Source organism: Cupriavidus sp. U2 (assembly GCF_009663685.2).
Taxonomy (GTDB): domain Bacteria; phylum Pseudomonadota; class Gammaproteobacteria; order Burkholderiales; family Burkholderiaceae; genus Cupriavidus; species Cupriavidus necator_C.
Genome location: NZ_RCOG02000011.1, coordinates 212,683 through 237,789, shown reverse-complemented (window position 1 = coordinate 237,789; position 25,107 = coordinate 212,683). Strand labels below are relative to the sequence as shown.

Sequence of the window (25,107 nt, the reverse complement as noted above, 5' to 3'; positions counted from 1 at the left end):
TGGGCGCCGCCGGGCCGGCGGGAGGCTGCAGGCCGCGTGTGTAGCTCTTACACGGGCGCGCTGCAATTGCCCGGCCGGGCACAGCCGGACGGCCCTACGAATTCTCGTAGGATTTGTGGACAGCACGTTTGGGCCAGACTATCCGGGAAGCCGGGGGTAAGATACCGGCGCCGGACATCCACCAGGAGACACAGCATGAGCAGCAAGAACACGATCTGTTTGTGGTTCGAGCGGGACGCGCTGGACGCGGCCACCTTCTATGCCCAGCACATCCCCGACAGCAAGGTCGGCACGGTGATGCGGGCGCCCGGCGACTATCCCGACGGCAAGCTCGGGGACGTGCTGACCGTGGAGTTCACGGTGGCCGGCATTCCCTGCGTCGGGCTGAACGGCGGCCCGCACTTCAAGCACAGCGAGGCGTTTTCTTTCCAGATCGCCACCGACGACCAGGCCGAAACCGACCGCCTGTGGAGCGCGATCGTCGACAACGGCGGGAAGGAAAGCGAATGCGGCTGGTGCAAGGACCGCTGGGGGATTTCGTGGCAGATCACGCCGCGTGTGCTGCTGGCCGGGATCTCCGACCCCGACCGCGCGGCGGCCAAGCGCGTCTTCGACGCCATGATGACGATGCGCAAGATCGACATTGCCGCCATCGAGGCGGCGCGGCGTGGCTGATTGCCGCCGGTGACGAATAGACCTCAGAACATCCTGGAACCCGGAGCGAGCATGCCGATGCCGACCTGTGTGCCAGCGCAGACGGCGCTGGTGGTCATGCACTACCAGACAGACATCCTGAACCTGTTTCCGGACGTCGCGCCCACCTTGCTGGCCAATACGCGGCGGCTTTGCGACGCGGCCCGGGCGCGGGGCGTCAGCGTCTATTTTGCGAAGATCCACTTCGCGCCCGGTTATCCGGAGATCAGTCCGCTGAACCGGAACGGGCAGGGCATCCGGCAACTGGGCCTGTTCGTCGAGGACCGGATATCGCCGGAACTTGGCCGCCAGCCCGACGAACCCATCATCGTCGCGCATCGGGCCAGCGTGTTCTTCGGCACCGACCTGCAGGTGCGGCTGTCGGCCCAGGGCGTCAATACGCTGGTCATGGTGGGGATTGCCTCGACCGGCGTGATGCTGTCGTCCGTTGCGTACGCCAGCGACGCGGACTACCGGCTGCTGACGGTCAAGGATTGCTGCTACGACCCGGACCCGGTCGTCCACGATCACCTGTTTGACACGGCGTTCGCGTCGCGCACCGCCGTGCTGTCGCTGGAAGAAGCGTTGACCTGGCTTGGGTAATTGCGCTACCGGCGCCCGGGCTCTGCCGCCCAGTCGACGACGGCATCGAACAGGCGCAGCCCTTCGGCAGACAGATTGGGGAACGTCTCGTTGTCCAGGAAGAACATGGCGCGCCGCGCCGGGGCGATGGCCTCGTAATCCATCGTCGCGCCTTTCTCGTAGGTGAAGACGGCAGCCTTGTCGGGCTGGCCATAGAGCGTGGCGATGGTGCTGGCGCCCAGGCCCGGCTTGCCCCAGCTCATGGGGGCCTGCTTCCGGTACACGTTGACCACGCCCGCCGGCAGTCCGGCGGCAGCCGGATGCGGTGCGTTGACGAGCCAGACATAGCGTTCGCGCGGTGCTTCGCCAAAGTCGGTGTCGTGCCGCTTGCCGGTCATGGCCAGGTCGTCGACATAGTCGTTCTCCCACGTCACCAGCGGGGTACGCAGTTGCCGCCATCCGGCTTGCATCGACTTGGCCGAGACCGTGGACGACAGGATCACGCAATCGGCATTGGCGACCACGTCGGGCGCCACACCCTGGTCATGGATCGTGACGCGATAGCCGCGCGATTCGAGATGGGTCTTTACCATCCGGTCTGTCGCGGCGCTGGGGCTCGATACCTGCGTCACGAGCGCGATGGTGCGATCGGCGGCGGAAGCGGGTGCTGCCCAGAGGGCGCAGGCCGTGCCGAACGCGGCGAGTGCCGTGCGCACCCATCGGCTTGTTTTCGGCGATTCATGCATGGTCAGAACGCGAAGGTGGTGATCAGGGAAACCTGGCGGGCGTCGCCCACCGCCACAAAGTAGCGGTTGGCGCTCGACGGGTAGTACACGCGGTTGAACAGGTTCTTCGCGTTCAGCTGGAACCGCACCTTCTGGCCGCTGATGCGCGTCTCGTAGGTGGCAAACGCGTCGAACAGCGTGTAGGCCGGCAGCGAAAAGCTGTTGGCCGAATCGCCGGGCCGGTTACCCACGTAGTGGACCATGCCGCCCAGCCGCAGGCGGTCGCCGCCGAAGATCTGCCCGAAGTCGTAGACGGCGGATAGCGATGCGGTGTGCTGGGCCACGTTCCAGAGCCGGTTGCCGGCGTACAACGGGTCTTCGGTGGTCTTGGCGTCGATATAGGCATAGCTGGCGATGACGTTCCAGCGGGTGCCGATCTGCCCCGAAACGTCCAGCTCGGCGCCGCGCGAGCGGGCCTTGCCCGACGTGCGCCAGTCCGTCAGCTTGGTGACGTCGTTGTACTGGGATACCAGTACGTTTTTCTTGTCGATGTTGAACAGCGCGAACGTGCCGGTCAGGCCGCCAGCCAGGTCCACCTTGGTGCCCAGTTCCCACGACCTGGCCTCTTCGGGCGCCACCGACGAGTCGATGACCACGCCCGAACTCAGCGGCGCGATGGTGGAGGTCGGCTTGAGCGATTCCGTATAGCTCGCGTAGACCGATACCGCCGGCGTGGCCTTGTAGACGATGCCGGCGCGCGGCAGCCACTTGTTGCCCGAGATGTCGGTGTTGGCCGTGAAGGGGCGGCCGCGCCCCGCCATCTGGCTCCACGTCATGAAGCGCACGCCGCCGACCACGATCCACTTGTCGGTCAGGTACAGGCTGTCCTGCAGGAAGACCGACGTGTTGTGCAGCGAATCGGTCTGGTCGCTGTCGCTGGCCGAGACCGTGGTGGACGGGCTTTCCCGCCCGTAGACCGGATTCAGGTAGCTGAACGTGTATTTGGTGGCCTGGCGCAGCAGGTCCCTGCGATAGATGAGCCGGTACTCGTGGTCCATCCCCAGCTGCACGTTGTGGCGCATGCCGCCGAGCCGGAAGTTGCCGTCGACGTAGGCAATGCCGTAGCTGTCCGTGCTCAACGCACCATGCGTGGCGTCGTTGTTGCGGCTCAGTGTGCCGTTGGTGGTGTTCACGCCGGTCACGCGCAACTGGCCCGCATCGTACGTCTCGCGGTTGTAGCTGTAGCCGAAGTGACCTTTCCAGTCGGCATTGAACTGGTGGTCCACCGATAGCTGCGCCAGATGCGATTCGCCGCCCATCTCGTTGAACGACTCGTCGAGCCGCCGGCGGCTCGGAATGGGCAACGGTTCGTTGGTGCGCGGGTCCAGCGCCGTGCCGCGATCGAACGGATACAGGAATTTGCGGTACTCGTACGACAGCACGGCCTGCGTGTCCTTGCCGTACCACGCCACCGATGGCGCGATCAGCGTTTCGCGGTGGACCCCGAAATTGCGCCAGTACTGCTCGTCGGCGTAGTCCGCCACGAGCCGGTAGGCCAGCGGCGTGTCGCCAACGGCGCCGGTGGTGTCGAGGGTGCCGCCAGCGCCGTTCTTGCCGTGCCCGTACGTGGAGCCGCGCAGCGAAATCTCCGTATGGCGCTGGCGTTCCGGCACCTTGCTGACGATGTTGATGACGCCGCCCGGGTCCATGATGCCGTACAGCAGCGACGCCGGCCCCTTGACCACTTCCACGCTTTCGGCAGCCGCGTTGAAACCGCGACCCTGCACCAGCGGCATGCCGTTATGCATGACCGAGCCGTCGCGGTTGCCGCCGAAGCCGCGCTTCATGATGGTGTCCTGCGTGCCGGCGAGCGTGTTGCCCTGTGTGATGCCGCTGACGTTGCCCAGGGCATCGTCGAGATTGCGGGGCCGCTGGTCCCGCAGCACCTGGGCCGGCACGATGTTGACGACCTGCGGCGTGTCCTGGAGCGGCAGGTCGGACCGCAGCGTGGACGGGCTGGGCTGCGGACGATAGCTGTCGGCCGGGCCCGTGGCGCTGACGGTCACCTTGGGCAGGGTAGTCCCGGCCACGTCGTACGCGGCCGCGGACACCGATTCCCGCCGTACAAGAAGATAGCTCCCGTTATCCCGGGCCACTCCCAGGCCGGCGCCTTCCAGGAGATGGTCCAGCCCGGCCTGCACCGTGTACTGGCCGCGCAGGCCGCTGGTGGTCAGGTTGGCCGTCTGCTCGGGCGTGAACGCCAGCAGGATGCCGGCCTCGCGTCCGAAGCGGTTCAGCGCGCCTTGCAAGGGGCCGGCGGGGATGTCGTAGGCGTGGACGGCGGCCGCTTGCGCGGGGGCGCCCTGCGCAGAGGCGGGGGCAACAACGGCCAGTCCTGCAGCGTGGAGGGCTGCGGCAAGCAGGGTACGCGGAATCAGTGTGGAGGGACGCAGGGCGTGGCGAACAGCGGGACGAAAGGCGTGGCGGTCAGAAGGCATACGGAGAACGGACTGCGGAACATCAGCAAAGAAGGTCTTACTTGCTATGTCACGCGAGAATCCGGAACAGACCGCCTTTTCGCAAAAATCTCCAAAAAAATCGTGGAAGGGCCGAAACGGGGCGGCGGCGGGCTAACGGGCGGCGCCTTGGGGTGCCATGCCCTCGCGCTCCAGCCATGCGCAGAATTGCCCGACCAGTTCATCGCCAGACTTGTGGTCCGGCACGTAGGTGCAATAGCTGCGGGATGGCAGGCGCGGCGTGGCGAACGGCTCGACCAGCCGCCCGGTGGCCAGATCGTCGGCCACCAGCGCGATTGGCCCTATCGCGATGCCGATACCGTCGATCGCGGCCTGCAAGGTCAGATAGAAGTGGTCGAAGTTCAAGGTGGCGGCCGGGATCAGCGTCGGCATCTGCACGCTGGTCAGCCAGTCTGGCCAGAGACGGGGCAGGCTCGACGTATGCAGCAACGTGTGTTGGCGCAAGTCGCCTGGCGACTGGAGCGGCAGGCGCTGCAGCAGCGCCCGGCTGCAGACCGGCGCCCGTTCCTCGTGCAGGAAAGAGCGGGTCGCATAGCCGTAGAACGTGTCCGGACCGCCCCGGATGATCACGTCATACCCGTCTCCGAGGCTCTCCAGCGGCGCGTTGGAGGTCTCCACGCTGACCTCCACGTCGGGATGCGCCGCGCGAAACGCTGCCAGCCTGGGCACCAGCCAGCGCAAGGTGAAGGTGGCGGATGCGTTCACGGACAAGGTGCGAGCGACTGTATCGGTCACGCCATACCGGGCCGTGGCCAGCGAGAGTTGCTCGAACAGGGGGCCGACCTTGTCCAGATAGGCCTTGGCCGCGGGCGTCAGTGCCACGCGGCGGTGATGCCGTTCGAACAACGGGGCGCCGAGCCATTCTTCGAGCAGGCGCACCTGCTGGCTGACCGCGCCGTGCGTCACATGCAGTTCGGCGGCGGCGTCCTTGATGCTGCCGAGCCGGCCAGCGGCCTCGAAGGCCCGCAAGGCATTCAGCGGAGGCAAGACGCGTTTCATTGGAGATAGAGATTCTAACGTGATAGGCCAATTTATCTCGATTGTCCGGCGCTTACAAGATAGGTATCCTGCTTCGCGGTAGTTCTCCATCTTCGTGACGCGTTTTGACGTGTTCCCCGCCCACTTTCATTCGCCAACCCTATGTTCGGTCTGACCGGTGGCGTCGTGCTATTGGCCGCCTTGCTTCACGCAAGCTGGAACGCGATGCTGCATGGCAATCGGGATCGCTTCCTGTCCATGACGTGGATGAGCATCGCCATCGCGGCGGTGGCCACGGTCATCGTCCTGGCTAGCCCCTTGCCCACCCCCGCCGCGTGGCCGTACGTGGTGGCATCGGGGCTCGTGCATATCGTCTACAACATGAGCCTTGTGCGGTCGTATCGCCGCAACGACCTCGCGCTGGCCTATCCGGTTGCGCGCGGTTCGTCGCCGCTGCTGGTGACGCTCGGGGCGGCATGGTTCGCGCAGGAGGCCATCGCGCCGCTGCACGTGCTGGGGGTGGCGATGATATCGGGCGGCATCATCGCTATCGCGTTGCAGGGCCGCCGTGTGTCGCGCGCGGGTGCGCTGGCAGCGCTGGCGACCGGCGCGACGATTGCGCTCTATACGGTCATCGACGGCATCGGCGTCAGGCTTTCCGGCGGCCAGGCACTTTCCTACACCGCGTGGATGTTCCTGTTCTACTGGCTGATGCCGGTGCTGTTCGTTGCGATGCGTGGCGCCGGGGCGCTCTTGACGCCGGTCCGCACCGACCCGCTGTCGGTCGGCGTATCGCTGGCGGGCGGACTGGTGTCGCTGGCCGCGTATGGGATCGTGATCTGGGTGCTGCAGTCGGGTGCGATGGGTGCGGTGTCGGCGTTGCGAGAAACCAGCGTGGTGTTCGCGGTGCTGATCGGACGGGTGTTCCTGGGCGAAACCGTCAGCCGCGCACGCTGGCTTGCCTGCCTGGTCGTCACGGCCGGCACGGTTTGCCTGGGACTTTGAACAAGCGGAGAGATTGGCAGCATGACGAGCGACATGAATCAGGATCGGTGGACGGGTCAATGCCACTGCGGGGCGGTGCGCTTCGAGGCGACACTCAGCAACGGCCTCGACGCGGTGCGCCGCTGCAACTGTTCCTACTGCAGGATGCGAGGCGCTGTCGTCGTCGCGGCGGAAATCGGTGGCATCCGGTTTCTGCGCGGCGAGGCGCTACTGAGCAGCTACCGCTTCAACACCGGATCGGCCCAGCACTTCTTCTGTTCGCGCTGCGGCATCCATACGCATCTGCAGCGGCGTTCGAATCCGAATCTGTACGGCGTCAACGTGGCTTGCATCGACGGCGTCAGCCCGTTCGATTTTGCCGAGGTGCCGGTCATGGATGGCGTCAATCATCCGAACGATACCGGCGGCCCGGCGCGGCAGGCCGGTACGCTGCGGTACGTGCCGGCTGACGCGCCGCTTGGGTGAAGAATCAGCCTTGTTCCCCAGGCGCCGGGCAGCAGCCCTTGGCCGCCACTTCCTTGTCGCCGAACAGCACGCAGCTGCCCGAGGCGTTGCGGTTGTCGCCCCGGTGCCGCCGACGTGCGGCCATGGCGATATTGTGCGCAGGGCGGGCGGCGCCTATCATCGCGGGGCCGGCGTCCCGTTTTGCCGCGCCATGGGATCGGTCACATGGGCGGCGATGCGGCGAGCCACCGGACCACTCATTGGGCCCACCACCGTCAAGCGACTGGAAGAACATGAATAACACCCCCATTCCGCAGGCTGTCTACAGCCCCATCACCCGCAGCGCGATCTTTATCGTCGCCACCATTTCGGAGGGCGCCGCGCACGCCGACACGGTCAGGTCGATCTGCGGCGACATCGCCGCGCTGGTGCGCTCGGTAGGCAAGCGTGTGCCGGCGGGCAACCTGTCTTGCGTTTGCGGCTTTGCATCGGATGCCTGGAGCCGGCTTTTCGGCAATCCCCGCCCGGCTTCGCTGCATCCGTTTCGCGAGTTCGAGGCCGGCAACCGCCGTGCCCCGGCCACGCCGGGCGACCTGCTCCTGCATATCCGCGCCGACCAGATGGATCTGTGCTTCGAGCTGGCCATGCAGCTGATGCGGCGCCTGGGCGACGCGGTGACCGTGGTCGACGAAGTGCAGGGATTCCGGTACTTCGACATGCGCAGCATGGTGGGTTTTGTCGATGGCACGGAGAACCCCGAGGGCGACGACAAGGCCCGTTTCACGATCATCGGCGACGAGGACGCGGCGTTCGCGGGCGGCAGCTATGTGCTCGTACAGAAGTACCTGCACAACATGGATGCCTGGAACGACCTGACGGTGGAGGCCCAGGAGCGCATCATCGGGCGGACCAAGCTCGACGACATCGAGCTCGATGATGCGGTCAAGCCGTCTTGCTCGCACAGCACGCTGACGACGCTCGAGGAAAACGGCGAGGAGATCAAGATCCTGCGCGACAACATGCCGTTCGGCCAGCCCGGCAAGGGCGAATTCGGTACGTACTTCATTGGCTACGCCCGCTCGCCGGCTCCTATCGAGCAGATGCTCGAAAACATGGTTGTCGGCAAGCCGCCCGGCAACTATGACAGGCTGCTCGATTTCAGCCAGGCGGTGACGGGCGGCCTGTTCTTTGTGCCGTCAGCCGAGCTGCTGGAGTCGCTGTCGGAGCGCGAGCCCGGCACGGCAGGCTGACTGGCCGGCATCGGGCCAAAAAAACGCCCGCCAAGGTATGGATGGACGGCCAACTTCAGGGAGCAAGTCGTCTGGGGCGGGTTGCGGGCATGTCAGCCAAATCCGCAAACCAATCTGATGCCTGTCTGACATCGGGGCGCCGAGCGCAATGCTAGATTGATCTCCTGATCAATGGAGGCGCGAGGACATTGCGGCCATGTTCAATGACGGTCTTCGCGCAGCACACTGGGCGCTTCTCCTGGCGTGCCTCGTATTCGGCGCGCCCGCCGCGGCAGCCAACGAGGATCCCACGGCCAGTCTGGAGGAAGTGGCGCCGACGAGCGGCAGCGAGGTGTCGAAACCCGAGGAGACGATAGCAGTACATGGGCAGTCCACTTATGTCTGGCAGTACAAGCCATCGTTCCCGGCCGCCTACACGGGCACCAAGAGCCTGCTGCCGTCGGCGGAGCACGGCTACTCATGGTCGGCAACGCTGAGCGTCGGATTGCGGCTGTGGCATGGCGCCGCTGTCTTTCTGGACCCGGAACTGATCCAGGGTGTCGCATTTTCCGATTCGCAGGGGCTGGGCGGCCTGGCCAACGCGGAGCTGGCCAAGGCCGCCGTCGCCAATCCCACGATCTACCGGGCTCGCCTTTTCCTCAGGCAGGAGATCGCAATCGGTAGCGAGACAGAATCGGCGGAATCGGGATTTCATCAACTTGCCGGCTCACGGGCCAAGCGCCGCGTCGTCATCACGGCTGGCAATCTGTCGGTGCTGGATGTCTTCAACAGCCTCGAGTACGCCCACGATCCGCGCAGCGAGTACCTCAATACGGCCTTTGCCTCGCACGCCTCGTTCGACTATCCCGCCGATGCGCGGGGCTATACCTGGGGCGCGGCGGTCGAGTACATCGATGGCGACTGGGCCGTGCGCATCGGCCGGTTCCTGCAACCTGTGGAGCCAAACGGGCTGCAACTGGACACCCGGATCTTCGAACACTACGGCGACATGCTGGAACTGGAGCGCGCCTATACCTTGCTCGGCAACGCTGGGAAAGCACGCCTGCTGCTGTGGCGCAATCACGCGCATATGGGAGCGTTTTCGGACGCAATCGATCTGGCATCGCGCAGCGGCGGCCCGCCCGATGTGGCGCAGGTCCGGCGCGAGCACGCGAAAGTGGGGGCAGGCGTGAGCCTGGAGCAGAAGGTTGGCGAATCGCTGGGGCTATATGCCAGGGCCGATTGGGCCGATGACAAGACCGAAAGCTATGCATTTACCGAAGTGGGGCGTAGCGCTTCGGTCGGGGCGATCCTGAAGGGCGGTAGTTGGCATCGGGGCATGGACAGCCTGGGGGTCGCGGTGGCTGTCAACGGACTGTCGAAGCAGCATCAGGAATACCTGGCGAAGGGCGGCCTGGGCGGCTTCCTTGGCGACGGCGCGCTGCGCTATGGCCCCGAGCAGATTTGCGAGGTGTTCTACAGCCTGGCCGTGCAGCGGCATCTCTTCGTCAGCCCGGACTTCCAGTACATCAGGCACCCGGGCTACAACCGCGATCGTGGGCCCGCACGCTTTTACGGTGTGCGCGTGCATGCACAATTTTGATATCGATGTCCGGATAGGAGGATATCCGGACAATCCGCCGTTGATTTCCATCCCGCCGGCCGTCGATTAATGTAGAAATTACGATTCCGGGGAAAGGGCAACGATATGGGACGCGAAGACTTGGGCGACCTGGCGGCGGTCGAGCGATATCTGAAGGACCTCAGCAAGGATGTGGCAAGCCAGACAAGGTTGGTCCGCTGGCTGACCCGGGACGGACGGGATGCCACGATCGAGGCCCAGGTGCTGACGAATATGAGAGGCGCCCTCGATGCATTGGAATGGCGCGCGGCTCAGTTGCGCCGTGAGAAAGCCGGGGCTTCGGCGGTTGATCGATGAGGCCTGTTATCCATCACTTCCATTCAAATCCGCCCCGCCACGGCATGAAATACTATGTGGTCTTCGCCGCGTGCGTGTTGGCGGTGGGCGCGGTCTACGCTGCGGTGTCTCTCCTGGTTCGGGCCCTGTAGACGTTGTACCGCCACCTTGCGGCGCACGACCCGCCCGACTGCGGCGGCCTGTTTGCGGCTGCCTGCGACTGCCTGCGTTAACACCATCCGATTTCAGCCACGGTCCGCCCTCAGCGTTTCGCTACACGCTGACCAGCGCGCGGCTTGCACGGCAGAAGTTTCGTCGGCATTGAAAAATCGAACTACGCAAGTTACTGAGGCAGGCGCGCCGCCGGCAAAAAAGAACCGCGCCAAGTTACGGCGCGGCCAGAGCGAGTTGCCGGCGGGTGCCGGACGACATCAATGTAGTACGTGGCCGCTTGCGCCATTGCGTCAGGAATCGACGGGTTTCGTACAGCGTCATCCCGGAACGGGTGCCGATCCGGGTCCCGCGGCCGATGAAGGGCGGCACACTACTCCTTTTTTGCAGGCGCGCCACCATCGAACGTCCTGTCAACGCGCGCTTTCGCGCTTTTGATCGCCGCATCCATCGCCGTTCGCTTGCTGCCGTGAAAGGGGCCATGATCGCTATAGGCTGCCTTGTGGTCGATGGTGTACGTCCAGCACCATTTGCCAAAAACGTGTTCTTCGGCTTTGACCACGATATGGTGGCCGCGATAGAAGAGACTTTCCTCCATGGTTGCTCCTGGCAGGCAGGGGAATGAAGTGGCAAGGGCCGCATCTGCCTGCCGTCGAAGCAGCAACGAACATGCCGGGGTGCCCCGGCGTCAGCGGCACGCTGTTCCATGTCGACAATGCGCTATGTTGGAACAGACCAAGAGGCCGAACTATCCTGAAGGATTGCTTAGATTACACAGACCAACCGCTTGGAGGAGGGAATGGCACGTCCTGGATCGCTTGGCCTTGTCGGCGTTGTCAGCTTGCTGTTCACGGCGCTCACAGGGTTATATCTGCTGGGAGGCGGCGCATGGCTGGTCTCGCTCGGCGGTTCGGCCTACTACGTCGTGGCCGGCGTCGTCCTGCTTGGGGTGGCCTTGGCCCTCTACCTGCGCAGCCCGGTGGCGCTGGTGCTCTATGCGTTGTTGCTGCTCGGTACCGCGATCTGGTCCGTCTGGGAATCGGGAACCGATTTCTGGGCGCTCGCGCCGCGCGCCGGCGTGCTGGTCGTGTTCGGCGTATGGCTGCTTCTGCTTGTCGGCTGGCGCCTGCCGGGCAGGCCAAGGCTTGGCGTGGGGCTGCTCGCCGCCGCGCTGGTGATATGGGCCGGCTTGCTGGTCTACGCGACTTTCAACGATCCACAGACGGTCCACGGGGCCTTCGGGACGGCAGCGGCGACGCCGGCCAGCGATCGCCAGGGGATTGCCGGCACCGACTGGCCGGCCTATGGCCGTACGCAGGAAGGCACGCGGTATTCGCCGCTCCAACAGATCACGCCGCAGAATGCCAAAGACCTGAAGGTGGCCTGGACATTCCGTACGGGTGATATGAAAGGGCCGAAAGATCCGGTGGAAATCACCAATGAAGTGACGCCGATCAAGATCGGCAACCTGCTCTATCTCTGCTCGCCCCACCAGCAACTTTTTGCGCTGGACCCCGCGACTGGCACGCTCAAGTGGAAGTTCGATCCCAAGCTGCAGCCCGACCCGTCATTCCAGCACGTGACCTGCCGGGGCGTGTCGTATGTCGATCTTTCGGCGAGCCCTCCGGTGTCCGGGCCGGTTGCGTCTGCCAGCGACGCCACGGCTCCCGCGACAGCCGCAGCCGCAACGCCGTCGGCCGGCGCCTGCACCCGGCGGATCTACTTGCCCGTCAACAATGGCCACCTCTATGCGCTCGATGCGCTGACGGGTGAACGTTGCGCCGGCTTTGCGGATCATGGCGATCTCGATCTCCAGCATGCGATGCCGGTCACCACACCGGGCATGTACGAGCCCACTTCGCCACCCGTCGTCACGAGCAAGGTGATTGTCGTGGCGGGCGCAGTGGAGGACAACTTCTCGACGCGCGAGCCGTCGGGCGTCATCCGTGGGTACGACGTGCGGACGGGCGAACTGCTGTGGGCGTTCGACCCCGGCGCGCCGGACCCGAACAAGATTCCGGGGCCCGGCGCGCACTACACCTGGAATTCGCCGAATTCCTGGGCCCCCGCCGCCTATGACGCGAAGCTCGACATCGTGTATCTGCCGATGGGCGTCAAGACGCCGGATATCTGGGGCGGCGACCGTTCTCCGGACATGGAGCGTTATGCATCGGGCCTGCTCGCGCTGCATGCGTCTACCGGCAAGCTGGCCTGGTTCTACCAGACGGTTCACCACGACCTCTGGGACATGGACCTGCCTTCGCAGCCCACGCTTGCCGACATCACGGACAAGGACGGCAAGACGGTGCCTGTCGTGTATGCGCCCGCGAAGACGGGGAACCTGTTCGTGCTGGATCGCCGCACCGGGGCGCTGGTGGTGCCCGCACCCGAAAGGCCCGTGCCGCAGGGCGCCGCGCCAGGGGATCGCGTCTCGCCGACGCAACCGTTCTCCGCGCTGACGTTTCGGCCGCAGAAGCTGCTGACCGACGCGGATATGTGGGGCGCCACGATGTACGACCAGCTCGTGTGCCGGGTGATGTTCCACCAGCTACGCTACGAAGGCACCTTTACGCCGCCTTCGCTGCAGGGCACGCTGGTCTTCCCCGGCAACCTTGGCATGTTCGAATGGGGCGGCATCGCGGTGGACACTGATCGTCAGATTGCTATCGCCAACCCCATCGCGCTGCCGTTCGTCTCGCGTCTGATCCCGCGCGGCCCGGGTAATCCGGTCGAGCCGGTGCAAGGCGCAAGGGGCAGCGGCACGGAGGTAGGCATTCAGTCGCAATACGGTGTCCCTTACGGCGTGACGCTGAATCCGTTCCTGTCTCCGTTCGGGCTGCCGTGCAAACAGCCGGCGTGGGGCTATATCGCGGCAATCGATCTGAAGACCAATGCCATCGTGTGGAAGCACCGTATCGGTACGGTGCGTGACAGCGCGCCAGTCCCGCTGCCTTTCAAGATGGGCATGCCGATGCTGGGCGGCCCGATTGTCACGGCGGGTGGCGTGGTGTTTATCGGGGCCACTGCGGACAACTACCTGCGCGCTTTCGATGTCAATACTGGCGGGCAGCTCTGGCAAGCGCGGCTGCCCGCCGGCGGTCAGGCAACACCGATGACCTATGCGGTCAACGGCAAGCAGTACGTGGTGATTGCCGCCGGCGGCCACGGTTCATTCGGCACAAAGCTGGGCGACTACGTCATTGCCTATGCGCTACCACAGTAGCGCCGCAGCGCTGACAACGGGGGCACCGAACCCATGCGGAAGAACGGCAATCCATGCAGCCGGCTCGTCACGCGCCTGGCGCTGCTTTCATGGGCCGGACTCGGTCTGGCTCCGTGCGGCGCGCAGGCGTACGACGTAAGCAATAGTCCCTATCTGCTCGGGGATTGGAACGGGCAGCGCACGCGTTTGGCCGAGCAGGGCGTGACGTTCGGCGTGAATTACGTCAGCGAACTGGCGCGCAACCTGAGCGGTGGCACCGAAGACCTGACCCGGTATGCCGATCAATGGGCGTTCAGCACGACGCTGGATATGCAGAAGGTGGCGGGGTGGCGCGGTGCGATCTTTCAGTTCACGATGACCGATCGCAATGGCCGAAATCTGGGGGCGGACGCAGGTATCGGCAACAACATGCTTGTGCAGGAAGTCTACGGGCGCGGCCAGACCTGGCATCTGACGCAGCTATGGGTGAATCAGAAGCTGCTGGACGACCGCCTCGAAATCAAGCTGGGACGATTGACCGTTGGCGAGGACTTTGCCAGCTTTTCCTGTGACTTCCAGAACCTTACCTTCTGTGGCGCACAGCCTGGCAATCTGGTTGGCAGCTACTGGGTCAACTGGCCGACCAGCCAGTGGGCCAGCCGCATCAAGTACCGGACTTCGCAGGAGACCTACGCCCAGATGGGCATCTATCAGGTCAATCCCAAGTATGTCGACGACAGCTACGCGCGTCACAACGGATGGAAACCGAACAATCCCAGTGGCACCACCGGGGCGCTGCTGCCGCTGGAAGTGGGCTGGCTGCCGGCCTTTGCGGGACGCCCCGGCTCTTACAAGCTCGGGGCCTGGTACAACACATCCGATGGCAATGACCTGTACTACGACATCAACCATAACCCGCGTGGCGTGACCGGCCTCGATCCGCTCCAGCGCAGCGGGCAGTTCGGGGTCTATATCAATTTCCAGCAACAGCTCACGGGAACCCAGGGCGGCCGTGGCGCGACGGTGTTCCTGAATGTCTCCCAGGCAGATCGCAACACTGCCCAGCTGGACCACCAGATCGCGCTCGGCATCCAGTACGCAGGGCCATTCGAGAGCCGGCTGCGGGATTCCGTGGGCCTGGCCTTCGGTGCCACGCACAACAACGATCGGTTTGCCAGCTATGTGGCGCAGAACAATGCGCGGACCGGGAGCAACACCGTGGCAGGCAGCGGATATGAGTATGTGACCGAGCTCTATTACGCATGGTCCCCGGTGTCATCGGTGCTGTTGCGTCCCAACGTGCAGTACGTCCTGCACCCGGGCGGGACGTCCCATCACGGCAACGCTTTCCTGATCGGGTTGAAGTCGAGCGTCACGTTCTGAGGCTATCCCGCCGCTTTTTCTAGATAAAGCGGCTAAACCGGCATTTTCGCGGCAAATGAGCACATGATCGACGGAATTGCGGACTTTGGCGCACCTGTTGCGCGCAGGCACTACGTACGATTACCTAATGCTGCATTGCGACAATCGGTCTGCTACAATGCGGGAAAACCCCATAAGGGTAATCCCTAGCAGGAAGAACGCCATGAACATCCAATCCGACATCAAGCTGACCGATCAACTGGAACGCGACCTGATCGAACGCGAACTGGGTACCCAGAGCCTGGGCTTTGCCAACGATGTGAAGCGCGTGATTGCCGCCGTGCAGAACGTGTTCACCCGCCTGCAGGCGGAAGCGCGCAAGGCCAAGGTCGTCTACGCGAACGGCTGATCGGTATCGGCCGTAGCGGCCGATCGTGAAGGGCGGCGCGCCAGGCGCCGCAAGAATATAAAAACCGGCCCGCCGCACACCTGATCGAGGTGCGCGGCGGGCCGGTTTTCGTTTGCGCGTCAGAAAAATTCGCGAAGGCCAAAGCCGCATACAAGGGTCCGCCTTTGAGGGGCGGGCGCTTTGGCCTGCTTCGGGCGATGTGCCGCTACGCTGCCGCAGCTTCCTCGCGCATGCGACGGGCTTCGTCGCGCAAAAACTGCTGGTAATCGTCCAGATCGCCGTCGAACGGTTCGACGCCGCCCTTGGTGACCAGCCAGAACTCGTCACAAACGGCGCGCAGCAGAGCGCGGTCGTGGCTGACCAGCATCACGGTGCCTTCGAATTCGTTGAGGGCCATGCCGAGGGCTTCGCGTGTGGACAAGTCGAGATGGTTGGTCGGCTCGTCGAGCAGCAGCAGGTTCGGGCGCTGCCACACGATCATGCACAACACGAGCCGCGCCTTTTCGCCGCCGCTCATCGTGCTGACCGCCTGATGGACCATGTCGCCGCTGAAGTTGAAGGTGCCAAGGAAAGTACGAAGGGACTGTTCGGTTCCGCTTTGGCCGGGGGCGCGCATGTGAGGCGGCGTGTCCTTGGCCAGGCGGATCATATGTTCCATCGGCGTGTCCAGCGGGCGCAGCACGTCAAGTTCCTGCTGTGCGAAGTAGCCGATATTCAAGCCCTTGCCTTCGCTGATCTCACCGGCAATCGGCGCCAGCGCATGCGCCACCGTCTTCACCAGCGTCGATTTGCCCTGGCCGTTGGCACCGAGAATGCCGATGCGCTGTCCGGCCAGCACGGAACGGTTGATGCCTCGGACGATGACCGTGGGCGGGGTGCCCGGCAGTGCGCCAGTCGGCGCCGGATAGCCGAAGCTCGTGTCCAGCATCGACAGCAGCGGATTCGGAACGTTGAGCGGCTCCTTGAATTCGAAGCTGAACTCGGCGTCGGCAAGCACCGGGGCGATCTTCTCCATGCGTTCGAGCGCCTTGACACGGCTCTGCGCCTGCTTCGCCTTCGAGGCCTTGGCCTTGAAACGGTCGATGAATTTCTGCAGGTGCGCGATCTTGTCCGCCTGCCTGGCCATCGCGGCCTGCTGCAATACGAGCTGTTCGGCTCGCATGTCTTCAAACTTGCTGTAGTTGCCGCCGTAGCGCACAAGCTGGGCGTTGTCGACGTGCACCGTCACTTGCGTCACCGCGTCGAGAAACTCGCGGTCGTGGCTGATCACCACCAGGGTTCCCTGATAGCGCTTGAGCCAGGCTTCCAGCCAGACCAGCGCGTCGAGGTCGAGGTGATTCGTCGGTTCGTCGAGCAGCAGCAGGTCGGACGGGCACATCAGCGCGCGCGCCAGTTGCAGTCGCATGCGCCAGCCGCCGGAGAAACTGTTGACCGGCTGGCTAAGCTGGGCGGCACTGAAGCCAAGGCCCAGGATCAGCGCCTGGGCACGGGCCGGGGCATCGTGCGCCCCCGCGTCGTGCAGGGCCATGTACGCGTGCGCCATCCGCATGCCGTCGTCGCTGGCCTCGGCGGCGGCCACTTCGGTCTGCGCCGCCAGCAGCACGGTGTCACCCTCGACAACGAAGTCCGTGGCGCTTTGCTCGGTCTCCGGCATTTCCTGCGCGACCTGCCCCATCTTCCATGCCGCGGGAATCGAGAACTCGCCGCTGTCTTCGTGCAGCGTGCCGCTGAGAAGGCCGAAGAACGATGACTTGCCGGCGCCATTGCGGCCCACAAGGCCGATCTTTTCGCCGGGGTTGAAGGTGACCGATGCGCGGTCAAGTACGACATTGACGCCACGGCGCAGCGTGACATTACGGACGGAAATCATAGCGAGCTACTTCGGAGAGGACTGGCATGATAGCCGACCGGGCGTGCAGGGTCGGCGCATTTCTGGCCGCGCCTGGATGCCTGAATCACATACGAAGTTGGCTGCCATTGGCCTAACTACGATGTTTTCTGTGTAGTTCGTCGTTCGCGCGTAGCAAATCCGTAGCACTGTTGTCGGCGTCCCGGGCGATCCGCTGCGTGAAGTCCTCCGAAGGGGGCGCCTCGAACGCATCCACCACGCCATGCAGGTCCAGCGCACAGAAGCCTTTCTGGAGGATCTCCGCCAGTACCACATGCGTGGGAATCCCAGGAAGCGGCGTATCGATCGTGAGTTCGGTGGTGCTGTGCGTATAGGGCGCGCCCAACCAGTGGCGCACCAGCAGAGGGCAGTCGATCAGGTCCTTGTCGCGCGGCAGGATCAATGCGCGATGACCGCGGCGTAGCAGAACGATGTCCATGGCGGCGGAAGACGAACGCAGGGAAAGGCTGCTATTTCATCGTAGCAATGCCACGGGCACGCGCCAATAAAAGGCCCCTGCGTGGCCACGCGCCGGAGGCGATGTCGTGCCCTGAAAGAAATCAAATATGTGATGTATGCGGCTCTTGAAATTGGCATTACCCGTTGCTATTTTTATTTCCGCTCAGGCAGTCGCGATGTCGCGCTGCGTGTTTCTGTTTGTTTGCCGGGGTGTCGGCGAGTGAATGGGAGCGCGTGATGCCCCTCATTCCTCGCTGCGCTCTACAGGAGGACACGACCATGACTGACGCATTCTTTGGAACCGACCTGTTCAGTGACTTCGATCGTCTGCAAAGGCAGATGGCGAGCCTGCTCAGCGGGTTTCCTTCCAGCATCCGCGCCGGGCGCTCCGGCGCCTTTCCTGCCATCAACATAGGGGCAACCGACGACTCGATAGAGATCGTGGCTTTCGCTCCTGGACTCAAGCAGGACGACATCGAAGTCACCATCGACCGTGGTCTGTTGACGATCAGCGGCGAACGGCGACCGCTCTGGCAGGACGACATGCCGGAGTCACGGCATTACGCGCAGGAACGCTTCGTCGGCGCCTTCAGAAGGGTGATTGAACTGCCCGAGGGCGCAGATCCTGGAAAGGTCCAGGCACGCTATGCCAATGGTTGTCTTTCAGTGAGCGTGGGCAAGCGCCAGGCGTCCAGGCCGCGCGCTATCACCGTTCAGTAACTTGAGGAGGCCGCCATGAACGCCAACACCCAACTTGCGCAACGTAACGATGGCACTGTGGCCCAACGCCCGGAAGATAAGGGCGCGCGGCAAGTCACGCTGGTCCCAGCGGTGGACATTGTGGAAGACGTCAACGGCGTGACGCTGTGGGCTGACCTGCCAGGCGTGAGCCGCGAGAACCTGCAGGTCAGTGTCAACGACGGTACGCTGCATATCGAAGGACAAGCGATCGTGCCGACGCCGCCGACGCTTCGCGTGCAACACGCGGAAATTCGCCAGCCGCATTTTGCGAGGTCGTTCTCGCTGAGTCCGGATCTGGATGCCGGTCAGATCGGCGCCCAGTTGCAGGACGGTGTGCTGAAACTGACGATCCCTCGACGTGAGGAAGCGAGGCCGCGGCGCATTGCCATCAACCTGGATTAGGCGTTTGCCATCATAGGAAGAGCATTCGACGTTCGGGGCGCCTCCGGGCGCCCCATTTTCGCAGGACCCTTCACCGGCTTTACGAACGCTGGATCGATGGCTTAACGACTACAAGCCCACCCTTTTTGTCATGGAATTCGATACCGACTGGCTCACAATGGGCCCTCATCGCGTACGGCTACGCTGCGTCCGTGGGTTTCCCACCGAGAAGATGCGCAGCATTGCAGAGCTGGCTCGCATTGCGATCGAACACAATATGAGCGCCGCGGCGCGGTTGCTTGAAGTCGTTGCGGATCGCTCCAATGCGTATTCGATCAGCATTGGCACGACGTTCCCCAAGGACAAGGATATGGTGCCCGACCTCGAGTTGGCGCTCGCCACTATTTTCGGCCTCAAGGCGGATCAGATCAGGCTGGAGGTCACAGTCGTCAGTCAGGCTGAAGTCGACCTTCATTTTGGCGTGTACGAACGAATGCTTGCAGAGCGGATCGGGATCGTCCCGCTCATACAGTGATGTACGGCTTGGCACTACGCAGAATTACCTAATGCTGCAATGCGACAATCCTTCTGCTACAATTAGGGAAAACCCCAAAAGGGTTATCCCCGAAAGGAAGGACGCCATGAACACCCAATCCGACATCAAGCTGACCGATCAACTGGAACGTGAACTGATCGACCGTGAACTGGGCACGCAACGCCTGGGCTTCGTCAACGATGCCAAGCGCGCAGTTGCCGCTATCCAGAACATCTTTACCCGCCTGCAGGCGGAAGCGCGCAAGGCCAAGGTGGTCTACGCGAACGGCTGATCGAAGCCAGCAGATAGAGAAGGGCGGCGCATCCGGCGCCGCATGCATTGAAAAACCGGCCCGCCGTACACCCATCCAGGTGCACGGCGGGCCGGTTTTTCATTTGTGCTTGAAGACGCAGCCACGCGACCTTCCGTTTGGCCTATCCAGCCGATGGTGGGCCGTCCCCGAATGCGCCGATGCGGAAGACGCTGTTGGCCGGGCTGCCGATCAGCGCCGGATGTCGATGCTGTCGACGCGATCGGGATAGAACGCGACGTAGCCGGCGATCTGGGCCACGGCGTCGTGCGGATGTTCGTATGTCCAGACCGCGTTGTTGCCGCGGGTTCCGGCTGCGCCGATGCTGAAGTAGGCGGCGTCGCCCTTGTACGGGCAATGGCTGGCGTGCGTGGTCCGGCTCAGCTGCGACATGTCGACATTGTCGCGCGGGATGTACTGCACGGCGGGGTACGACGCTTCCTGCAGGTTCAGGGCGCGCGTGGTATCTGCGATCACGCGGCCGCCAGCCGTGACGACCACGCGGGCGCGCTGTGGCGTGATGGTGATGGGGTGGTCCGGGCCGGGGATCTTGACAGGCTTGTCAGTCATGACGACTCCTTGCCGTGAGGGCGACGGCGGAAAAAGATGAGGCGCGGCAACGATGCCGCGCCTGCGCCGGCGTGCCGTACGCCTGAGAGTCGTACGGGCCCGCGCCAATCATGAAAAAACCGCCACGGAGGTGACGTAAGGCTGGAAGGGAGAGAGAGCCTGCAGCCTTGAGGCACACGATAGCGCGACCCATCGTTGCAAAAAAGCGCAACGGCGGAACACACTTTTCGGGTTTTTAAAACAATGGCCCCGTCTGAGCGGGGCCATGATGGTGGGGCGGCGAGGTCGGGCGAGATCCCCGTTCAGCTGCCCGATTGTTCCTCGATCCAGAGCGACAGCCGGACCTTGTAGGCCTGCTGGATATGGCGGCGGGTAATCATTTCGGCCTGCTCGGGGTTGCGGGCTTCCAGCGCCTCGACCAGCGCCATGTGTTCCTCGTACGAGCCGCGCGCGCGGCCCGGCACGGCCAGCGTGGACCGGCCCAGCAGCGCCATCGACTCGTGCAGGGACCGCAGCGTCTTGAGCAGGTAGCGGTTGTGCGCGCAGCGGTGCAGGGTTTCGTGGAACAGGCGGTTGTTCATCGCCAGCTTGTCGGGGTCCGCCGCAAACGACAGGTCGCGTTCGACGATATCGCGCAGCAGCGAAATTTCCACGTCGGTGGCATGGCGCGCCGCCAGGGCGGCTGCGGTCGATTCCAGTACCTCGCGCATCACATACAGCTCGCTGACCATGCTGGCATCGAGCCGGGTGACCATCATGCCGCGGTTCGGCTCGTTGACGACCAGCCCTTCGGATTCCAGACGGGACAGCGCCTCGCGCACCGGCGTGCGCGACAGGCCGAGCGTTTCGGCCAGCTCGACTTCACGCAGACGGGTTCCCGGTAGCAGTTGGCCAGCCTGGATGGCGGCACGCAGTTGTTGATAGGCCCGCTCGGAACGCGGCAACGAAGCACTCTGGTCGCCGTCGGCGCCAGCCAGGTCCGTAGGAAGCATGAAAACGTGATGTGGGTAAACAAGACATGAGAGTCTACCCGAGATCGCCGCCGGCACTTTTGTCAAAAGGGGAACTGCGTCGTCGACAGCACCTGTTTGAGCACCATGAACGACCGGATTTGCCTGACGCCGGGCAGGTAGAGCAACTGCTCGGCGTGCAGCCGGTTGAAGCTTTCGCTGTCCCGGGTGCGGACCAGCATGAAGTAGTCGAATTCGCCGGTAACCACATGGCATTCCATGCAGCCCGACACCTTCTGTGCGGCCGACTCGAACTGGGCGAACGATTCGGGGGTGGATCGATCCAGTACCACGCCGATCATCACCAGCATGCCCGCGTCGAGCGCCTTGGGGGCCAGCAGCGCCACGATGCCCCGGATCAGGCCCATCTCCTTGAGCCGCTCCACGCGGCGCAGGCAGGCCGGCGGGCTGAGGTTCACCTTGGCCGCCAACGCCACGTTGGAGATCGACGCATCCTGCTGTAGCGCCCGGAGTATGGCCTTGTCGGCGCGGTCCAGGCTGCCAACGTGCGCCGTGGCGGGCGCGGCAGGCGCGGCCGGTGGCACGGATCGGGCGCGAAATTTTGTTTCTTTCACGGGTGATTATCCGGAATAAACGGAAAGATATTCGGCGGGATATCAATGAATAGTGTTCTCAGGCGCCGTTCTTTGCAAGCACGTTTCGCGGCTTTTTTTCTAGGATGGAGTCCATCGCCATCCACCCCGGAGCAGTCGCCATGAACCTGAAGTGTTTCCCTCGCCATACCCTGACGTTCGGTCCCACCCCGATCCAGCCCATGCAACGCCTGTCCGAGCATCTGGGCGGCAAGGTGGCGCTCTACGCCAAGCGCGAAGACTGCAACAGCGGTCTTGCCTTCGGCGGCAACAAGACCCGCAAGCTCGAATACCTGATTCCTGACGCACTTGCGCAAGGCTGTGACACGCTCGTGTCGATCGGCGGCATCCAGTCCAACCAGACCCGCCAGGTGGCCGCAGTGGCTGCCCACCTGGGGCTGAAGTGCGTGCTGGTGCAGGAAAACTGGGTCAACTATGCCGATGCCGTCTACGACCGCGTGGGCAATATCCAGATGTCGCGCATGATGGGTGCCGACGTACGGCTGGTGGCCGACGGCTTCGACATCGGCATCCGCAAGAGCTGGGAAGAGGCGATGGAAAGCGTGCGCCAGGCCGGCGGCAAGCCATATCCGATTCCCGCCGGCTGTTCGGAGCATCCGCTCGGCGGTCTCGGGTTTGTCGGGTTTGCCGAGGAAGTGCGCGCGCAGGAGGCCGAACTGGGCTTCAGGTTCGACTACATCGTGGTGTGCTCGGTCACAGGCAGTACGCAGGCCGGCATGGTGGTGGGTTTTGCGGCCGATGGCCGGGCAGACCGCGTGATCGGCATCGACGCATCGGCCAAGCCGGCGCAGACCCGCGCGCAGATCCTGCGCATCGCCAGACATACGGCGGGGCTGGTGGAACTCGATCGCGACATTGCCGATGCCGATGTGGTGCTCGACACGCGCTACGGCGGACCGGAATACGGCCTGCCGTCGGAAGGCACGCTCGAGGCCATCCGCACCTGCGCGCGGTATGAAGGCGTGATGACCGACCCCGTCTACGAAGGCAAGTCGATGCACGGCATGATCGACATGGTGCGGCGTGGCGAATTCCCGGCCGGTTCGCGCGTGCTCTACGCCCATCTGGGCGGCGCGCCGGCATTGAGCGCGTACAGCTTCCTGTTCCGCAACGGCTGAGCGGCGCGCGTCAGCGCAGCAGGTCTTCCACGCGCTGGCGGCACAGCCGGACAAACTGCTGGGCCGCCGTGGATTGCCCCTGGCCGGGGTGGAACGCCAGGACGGCCCGGAAGCGCACCGCGCCCGCAAACGGCACGCTGCGCAGCCCCAGCGCCGTGTAGGTGCGCGCCACCAGCGGGTTGGTAATGGCCAGCCCCACGCCGGCCAGCACCAGCGCGCATTGCGTGTGGCTGTATGGCGTGGTGGCGACGAACCGTGCCATGTGGCCGTGCTCGGCAAAGGCGGATTGCAGCTGCCGCTGAGCCGGGTCGGCCGCATCCAGCCCGATCAGCGGGGCATCGGCCAGGTCTGCCACCCCGATACGGCCGCGCCCGGCAAACGGATGCGTCGCCGGCACGATGCAGACCGCCGGAATGGCGTAGAACTCCGACGCGGTCAGTCCGCTGGTGTCCACTTCGTCGCCCATGAAGGCCAGGTCGAGCTCGCGCTGCAGCAGCCGTTCGCGCAGGCCGCGCGAACTGTCCACCTCCAGCCGGCAATGGCTGCGCGGATAGCTGTGGGTGAAGTTGGCCACCGCCAGCGGCATCACGCTGGCGGCCATCGCGTGCAGGGCGCCCACGCGCAACACCGTGTCCTCGTGCGTGCGCAGCAGGTCGATCTTGCGCTGCACGGCGTCCAGGCCCACGTAGACGCGCTCGACTTCATCCATCAGCGCGGCCGCCTCGGCGGTCGGGACCATGCGCCCCTTGCTGCGGTCGAACAGCCTGAGCCGCGCCGATTTTTCAAGCTGCAGCACGATCTGGGTCACCGCTGGCTGGCTGATATGCAGGGCCTCGGCGGCCCGGCGTGCCGAGCCCAGTCGCATGACCATGCGGAACACCTCGATCTGCCGCGCGCTGACGCTCTGCCCGGCGTCCCCGGCTATCTTCTCCATCCTCATCCTATAAGTTTGGCTTATCAAAAACACCGGATGGCTTGCGTTGCGGGGGCGCGTCTGCCCGTAGACTCGCCGTCATGCCATTCCAGTCCGTCGCCATGTCCCACATCCATACGCCCGGCGTTGTGCCGACCGTCAATCCCGCACTGCGCGCCTTGCGATGCGTGACTTGCGCAGCAGTCTACCCGGTCTCCGACCTGCCGGAAGGCTGCCCGGCCTGCGCCGGCCAGGGCCGGCCAAGCAGTCTCGAAGCGGTCTACGCAGGTGGCGACAGTACCCCGGCGCTCGATTTTGCACCAAAAAGCCAGGGTTATCGCTGGGGTCACTGGATGCCGTATCTGGACGGCGTGACGCTGGGCGAGGGCGCCACACCCTGCCTGCCCGTTCCGTCGCTGGCCGCGCTGGCCGGCGTGGCGGCGATGTGGATCAAGAACGAGGGCGCCAATCCGACTGGTTCGCACAAGGACCGCATGTCGGCCCAGGCGGTAAGCCGGGCGCTGGCGTCCGGGGCGCGCGATGTGGTGCTGGCGTCCAGCGGCAACGCGGCCGTGTCCGCCGCGGCCTATTGCGCCGCCGCCGGGCTGGCGTGCGAGGTGGCCACTTATCGCAACCTGCCGGCGGTGTTCGATGTGGCCCTGCGCCACTACGGCGCGCGCCGCGTGATTTGCGAGACTGGGCATGCGCGCTGGGAACACGTGCGGCGCCGCGTTCGTGACGACGGGGCCTTCGCGCTGACGAACTACAGCCTGCCGGCCGTCGGCAGTCCCGTGTTTGGCGTGGAAGGCTACCGGGCCGTCGCGCTCGAATGGGTTCAGCAGGGTTGCTTGCCCGACCACGTAATGGTGCCCACCGCCCGCGGCGACCTGCTGTGGGGACTCTATAGCGCGCTGCGTGACCTCGTGAGGATGGGGCACCTGGGCCGCGTGCCGAAGCTGTGGGCTGTGGAGCCGTTTCCGCGCCTGGCCCGTGTGCTGGCCGGGGCGTCACAGCAGGCCGATTTTGCGGGCGCAACGCGGCAGTTTTCCACGGCCGGGTCCACCGTCACCGCCCAGCAGGTGCATGCGGTGACGCGATCGGGCGGCGGCGCGGTGGTGGTGGGCGACGACGCCGCACGCGCGGGCACCGGCCAGCTGGCCGCAGCCGGATTCTGGGTCGAGCTTTGCGCCGGGGCGGGGCTGGCTGCCGCCCGGATGCTGCGCGCCGATGGCCGCATTGCGCCATCGGAAACCGTTCTGCTCATGCTGACCGCGCGCGGCGATCGCGACCCGGCACAAATCACAAACTAGCGC

General features: G+C 64.5%; 26 protein-coding genes. 16 read left to right on the top strand and 10 right to left on the bottom strand.

From position 1 onward, the window contains the following. Nucleotides 1-195 precede the first annotated feature (195 nt). Both D9X30_RS10080 and D9X30_RS10075 read left to right on the top strand, forming a co-directional pair. Complete coding sequence (locus tag D9X30_RS10080; RefSeq protein ID WP_153948575.1) at nucleotides 196-675, top strand: VOC family protein; 480 nt, start codon at nucleotides 196-198, stop codon at nucleotides 673-675. A gap of 51 nt (nucleotides 676-726) precedes the next feature. After that, on the top strand, nucleotides 727-1,296 hold the full coding sequence (locus tag D9X30_RS10075) for a cysteine hydrolase family protein (protein ID WP_153948574.1): 570 nt from the start codon (nucleotides 727-729) through the stop codon (nucleotides 1,294-1,296). A gap of 5 nt (nucleotides 1,297-1,301) precedes the next feature. On the opposite strand, the gene D9X30_RS10070 is transcribed toward D9X30_RS10075, so the two are convergent. The 3 genes from D9X30_RS10070 to D9X30_RS10060 form a co-directional block, all read right to left on the bottom strand. Beyond that, nucleotides 1,302-2,021 (bottom strand): hypothetical protein, encoded by a 720-nt coding sequence (locus D9X30_RS10070; protein ID WP_153948573.1) that lies wholly within the window; start codon nucleotides 2,019-2,021, stop codon nucleotides 1,302-1,304. Between the two features lie 2 nt (nucleotides 2,022-2,023). Further along, a complete protein-coding gene (locus D9X30_RS10065) occupies nucleotides 2,024-4,498 on the bottom strand; it encodes a TonB-dependent siderophore receptor (protein WP_153948572.1) in 2,475 nt (824 codons plus the stop codon). A 132-nt stretch (nucleotides 4,499-4,630) separates the two neighbouring features. Continuing rightward, nucleotides 4,631-5,536, bottom strand: a complete 906-nt coding sequence (locus D9X30_RS10060; RefSeq protein ID WP_153948571.1) for a LysR substrate-binding domain-containing protein — start codon at nucleotides 5,534-5,536, stop codon at nucleotides 4,631-4,633. Nucleotides 5,537-5,677: 141 nt separating this feature from the next. Here D9X30_RS10060 and D9X30_RS10055 point away from each other — a divergent pair, with 141 nt between their 5' ends. From D9X30_RS10055 to D9X30_RS10035, 5 genes are all read left to right on the top strand, one after another. Further along, entirely contained in the window at nucleotides 5,678-6,520 is an 843-nt protein-coding gene (locus tag D9X30_RS10055) for an EamA family transporter (RefSeq protein WP_153948570.1), read from the top strand. A gap of 21 nt (nucleotides 6,521-6,541) precedes the next feature. After that, the gene (locus D9X30_RS10050) at nucleotides 6,542-6,985 is read left to right on the top strand and encodes a GFA family protein (protein ID WP_228770967.1); all 444 of its coding nucleotides are present in this window, start codon (nucleotides 6,542-6,544) and stop codon (nucleotides 6,983-6,985) included. A 272-nt stretch (nucleotides 6,986-7,257) separates the two neighbouring features. Beyond that, entirely contained in the window at nucleotides 7,258-8,214 is a 957-nt protein-coding gene (locus D9X30_RS10045) for a Dyp-type peroxidase (RefSeq protein WP_153948569.1), read from the top strand. A 196-nt stretch (nucleotides 8,215-8,410) separates the two neighbouring features. Continuing rightward, nucleotides 8,411-9,796 (top strand): carbohydrate porin, encoded by a 1,386-nt coding sequence (locus D9X30_RS10040; RefSeq protein WP_153948568.1) that lies wholly within the window; start codon nucleotides 8,411-8,413, stop codon nucleotides 9,794-9,796. A gap of 105 nt (nucleotides 9,797-9,901) precedes the next feature. After that, nucleotides 9,902-10,132, top strand: a complete 231-nt coding sequence (locus tag D9X30_RS10035; RefSeq protein WP_153948567.1) for a hypothetical protein — start codon at nucleotides 9,902-9,904, stop codon at nucleotides 10,130-10,132. Nucleotides 10,133-10,655: 523 nt separating this feature from the next. Here the strand turns inward: D9X30_RS10035 and D9X30_RS10030 are convergent. After that, entirely contained in the window at nucleotides 10,656-10,880 is a 225-nt protein-coding gene (locus D9X30_RS10030; RefSeq protein ID WP_153948566.1) for a hypothetical protein, read from the bottom strand. 201 nt (nucleotides 10,881-11,081) lie between these two features. Here D9X30_RS10030 and D9X30_RS10025 point away from each other — a divergent pair, with 201 nt between their 5' ends. The 3 genes from D9X30_RS10025 to D9X30_RS10015 all read left to right on the top strand — a co-directional run bounded on the left by D9X30_RS10025 (nucleotide 11,082) and on the right by D9X30_RS10015 (nucleotide 15,255). Beyond that, a complete protein-coding gene (locus D9X30_RS10025; protein WP_153948565.1) occupies nucleotides 11,082-13,505 on the top strand; it encodes a glucose/quinate/shikimate family membrane-bound PQQ-dependent dehydrogenase in 2,424 nt (807 codons plus the stop codon). Between the two features lie 33 nt (nucleotides 13,506-13,538). Then, nucleotides 13,539-14,867, top strand: coding sequence for a carbohydrate porin (locus tag D9X30_RS10020; protein WP_153948564.1), 1,329 nt, complete (start codon nucleotides 13,539-13,541; stop codon nucleotides 14,865-14,867). Between the two features lie 202 nt (nucleotides 14,868-15,069). Next, entirely contained in the window at nucleotides 15,070-15,255 is a 186-nt protein-coding gene (locus D9X30_RS10015) for a hypothetical protein (RefSeq protein ID WP_153948563.1), read from the top strand. A 205-nt stretch (nucleotides 15,256-15,460) separates the two neighbouring features. Here the strand turns inward: D9X30_RS10015 and D9X30_RS10010 are convergent, their stop codons facing one another. Together D9X30_RS10010 and D9X30_RS10005 are read right to left on the bottom strand one after the other, a co-directional pair. Beyond that, nucleotides 15,461-17,125 (bottom strand): ABC-F family ATP-binding cassette domain-containing protein, encoded by a 1,665-nt coding sequence (locus tag D9X30_RS10010; RefSeq protein ID WP_153948562.1) that lies wholly within the window; start codon nucleotides 17,123-17,125, stop codon nucleotides 15,461-15,463. Nucleotides 17,126-17,237: 112 nt separating this feature from the next. Beyond that, nucleotides 17,238-17,582, bottom strand: a complete 345-nt coding sequence (locus D9X30_RS10005; protein WP_153948561.1) for a hypothetical protein — start codon at nucleotides 17,580-17,582, stop codon at nucleotides 17,238-17,240. A gap of 299 nt (nucleotides 17,583-17,881) precedes the next feature. On the opposite strand from D9X30_RS10005, the gene D9X30_RS10000 reads away from it, so the two are divergent. The 4 genes from D9X30_RS10000 to D9X30_RS09985 all read left to right on the top strand — a co-directional run bounded on the left by D9X30_RS10000 (nucleotide 17,882) and on the right by D9X30_RS09985 (nucleotide 19,551). Continuing rightward, nucleotides 17,882-18,322, top strand: a complete 441-nt coding sequence (locus tag D9X30_RS10000) for an Hsp20/alpha crystallin family protein (protein WP_153948560.1) — start codon at nucleotides 17,882-17,884, stop codon at nucleotides 18,320-18,322. Between the two features lie 15 nt (nucleotides 18,323-18,337). Beyond that, a complete protein-coding gene (locus D9X30_RS09995; RefSeq protein ID WP_153948559.1) occupies nucleotides 18,338-18,745 on the top strand; it encodes an Hsp20/alpha crystallin family protein in 408 nt (135 codons plus the stop codon). Between the two features lie 130 nt (nucleotides 18,746-18,875). Beyond that, entirely contained in the window at nucleotides 18,876-19,259 is a 384-nt protein-coding gene (locus tag D9X30_RS09990) for a hypothetical protein (protein WP_153948558.1), read from the top strand. Between the two features lie 106 nt (nucleotides 19,260-19,365). Continuing rightward, on the top strand, nucleotides 19,366-19,551 hold the full coding sequence (locus tag D9X30_RS09985; RefSeq protein WP_153948557.1) for a hypothetical protein: 186 nt from the start codon (nucleotides 19,366-19,368) through the stop codon (nucleotides 19,549-19,551). Between the two features lie 210 nt (nucleotides 19,552-19,761). Here D9X30_RS09985 and D9X30_RS09980 read toward each other — a convergent pair whose 3' ends face one another. The 3 genes from D9X30_RS09980 to D9X30_RS09970 form a co-directional block, all read right to left on the bottom strand. Beyond that, entirely contained in the window at nucleotides 19,762-20,139 is a 378-nt protein-coding gene (locus D9X30_RS09980) for a DUF427 domain-containing protein (RefSeq protein ID WP_153948556.1), read from the bottom strand. Nucleotides 20,140-20,441: 302 nt separating this feature from the next. Further along, nucleotides 20,442-21,131, bottom strand: coding sequence for a GntR family transcriptional regulator (locus D9X30_RS09975; RefSeq protein WP_029051113.1), 690 nt, complete (start codon nucleotides 21,129-21,131; stop codon nucleotides 20,442-20,444). A 62-nt stretch (nucleotides 21,132-21,193) separates the two neighbouring features. Further along, nucleotides 21,194-21,694 (bottom strand): Lrp/AsnC family transcriptional regulator, encoded by a 501-nt coding sequence (locus D9X30_RS09970; protein WP_249640933.1) that lies wholly within the window; start codon nucleotides 21,692-21,694, stop codon nucleotides 21,194-21,196. Between the two features lie 170 nt (nucleotides 21,695-21,864). Here D9X30_RS09970 and D9X30_RS09965 point away from each other — a divergent pair, with 170 nt between their 5' ends. Continuing rightward, a complete protein-coding gene (locus tag D9X30_RS09965; RefSeq protein ID WP_153948555.1) occupies nucleotides 21,865-22,881 on the top strand; it encodes a 1-aminocyclopropane-1-carboxylate deaminase in 1,017 nt (338 codons plus the stop codon). A 10-nt stretch (nucleotides 22,882-22,891) separates the two neighbouring features. Here D9X30_RS09965 and D9X30_RS09960 read toward each other — a convergent pair whose 3' ends face one another. Continuing rightward, nucleotides 22,892-23,815 (bottom strand): LysR family transcriptional regulator, encoded by a 924-nt coding sequence (locus tag D9X30_RS09960; protein ID WP_153948554.1) that lies wholly within the window; start codon nucleotides 23,813-23,815, stop codon nucleotides 22,892-22,894. Nucleotides 23,816-23,916: 101 nt separating this feature from the next. Here D9X30_RS09960 and D9X30_RS09955 point away from each other — a divergent pair, with 101 nt between their 5' ends. Continuing rightward, nucleotides 23,917-25,104: a pyridoxal-phosphate dependent enzyme gene (locus D9X30_RS09955; protein ID WP_153948553.1), complete on the top strand. Its 1,188-nt coding sequence runs from the start codon at nucleotides 23,917-23,919 to the stop codon at nucleotides 25,102-25,104. Nucleotides 25,105-25,107: the final 3 nt, after the last annotated feature.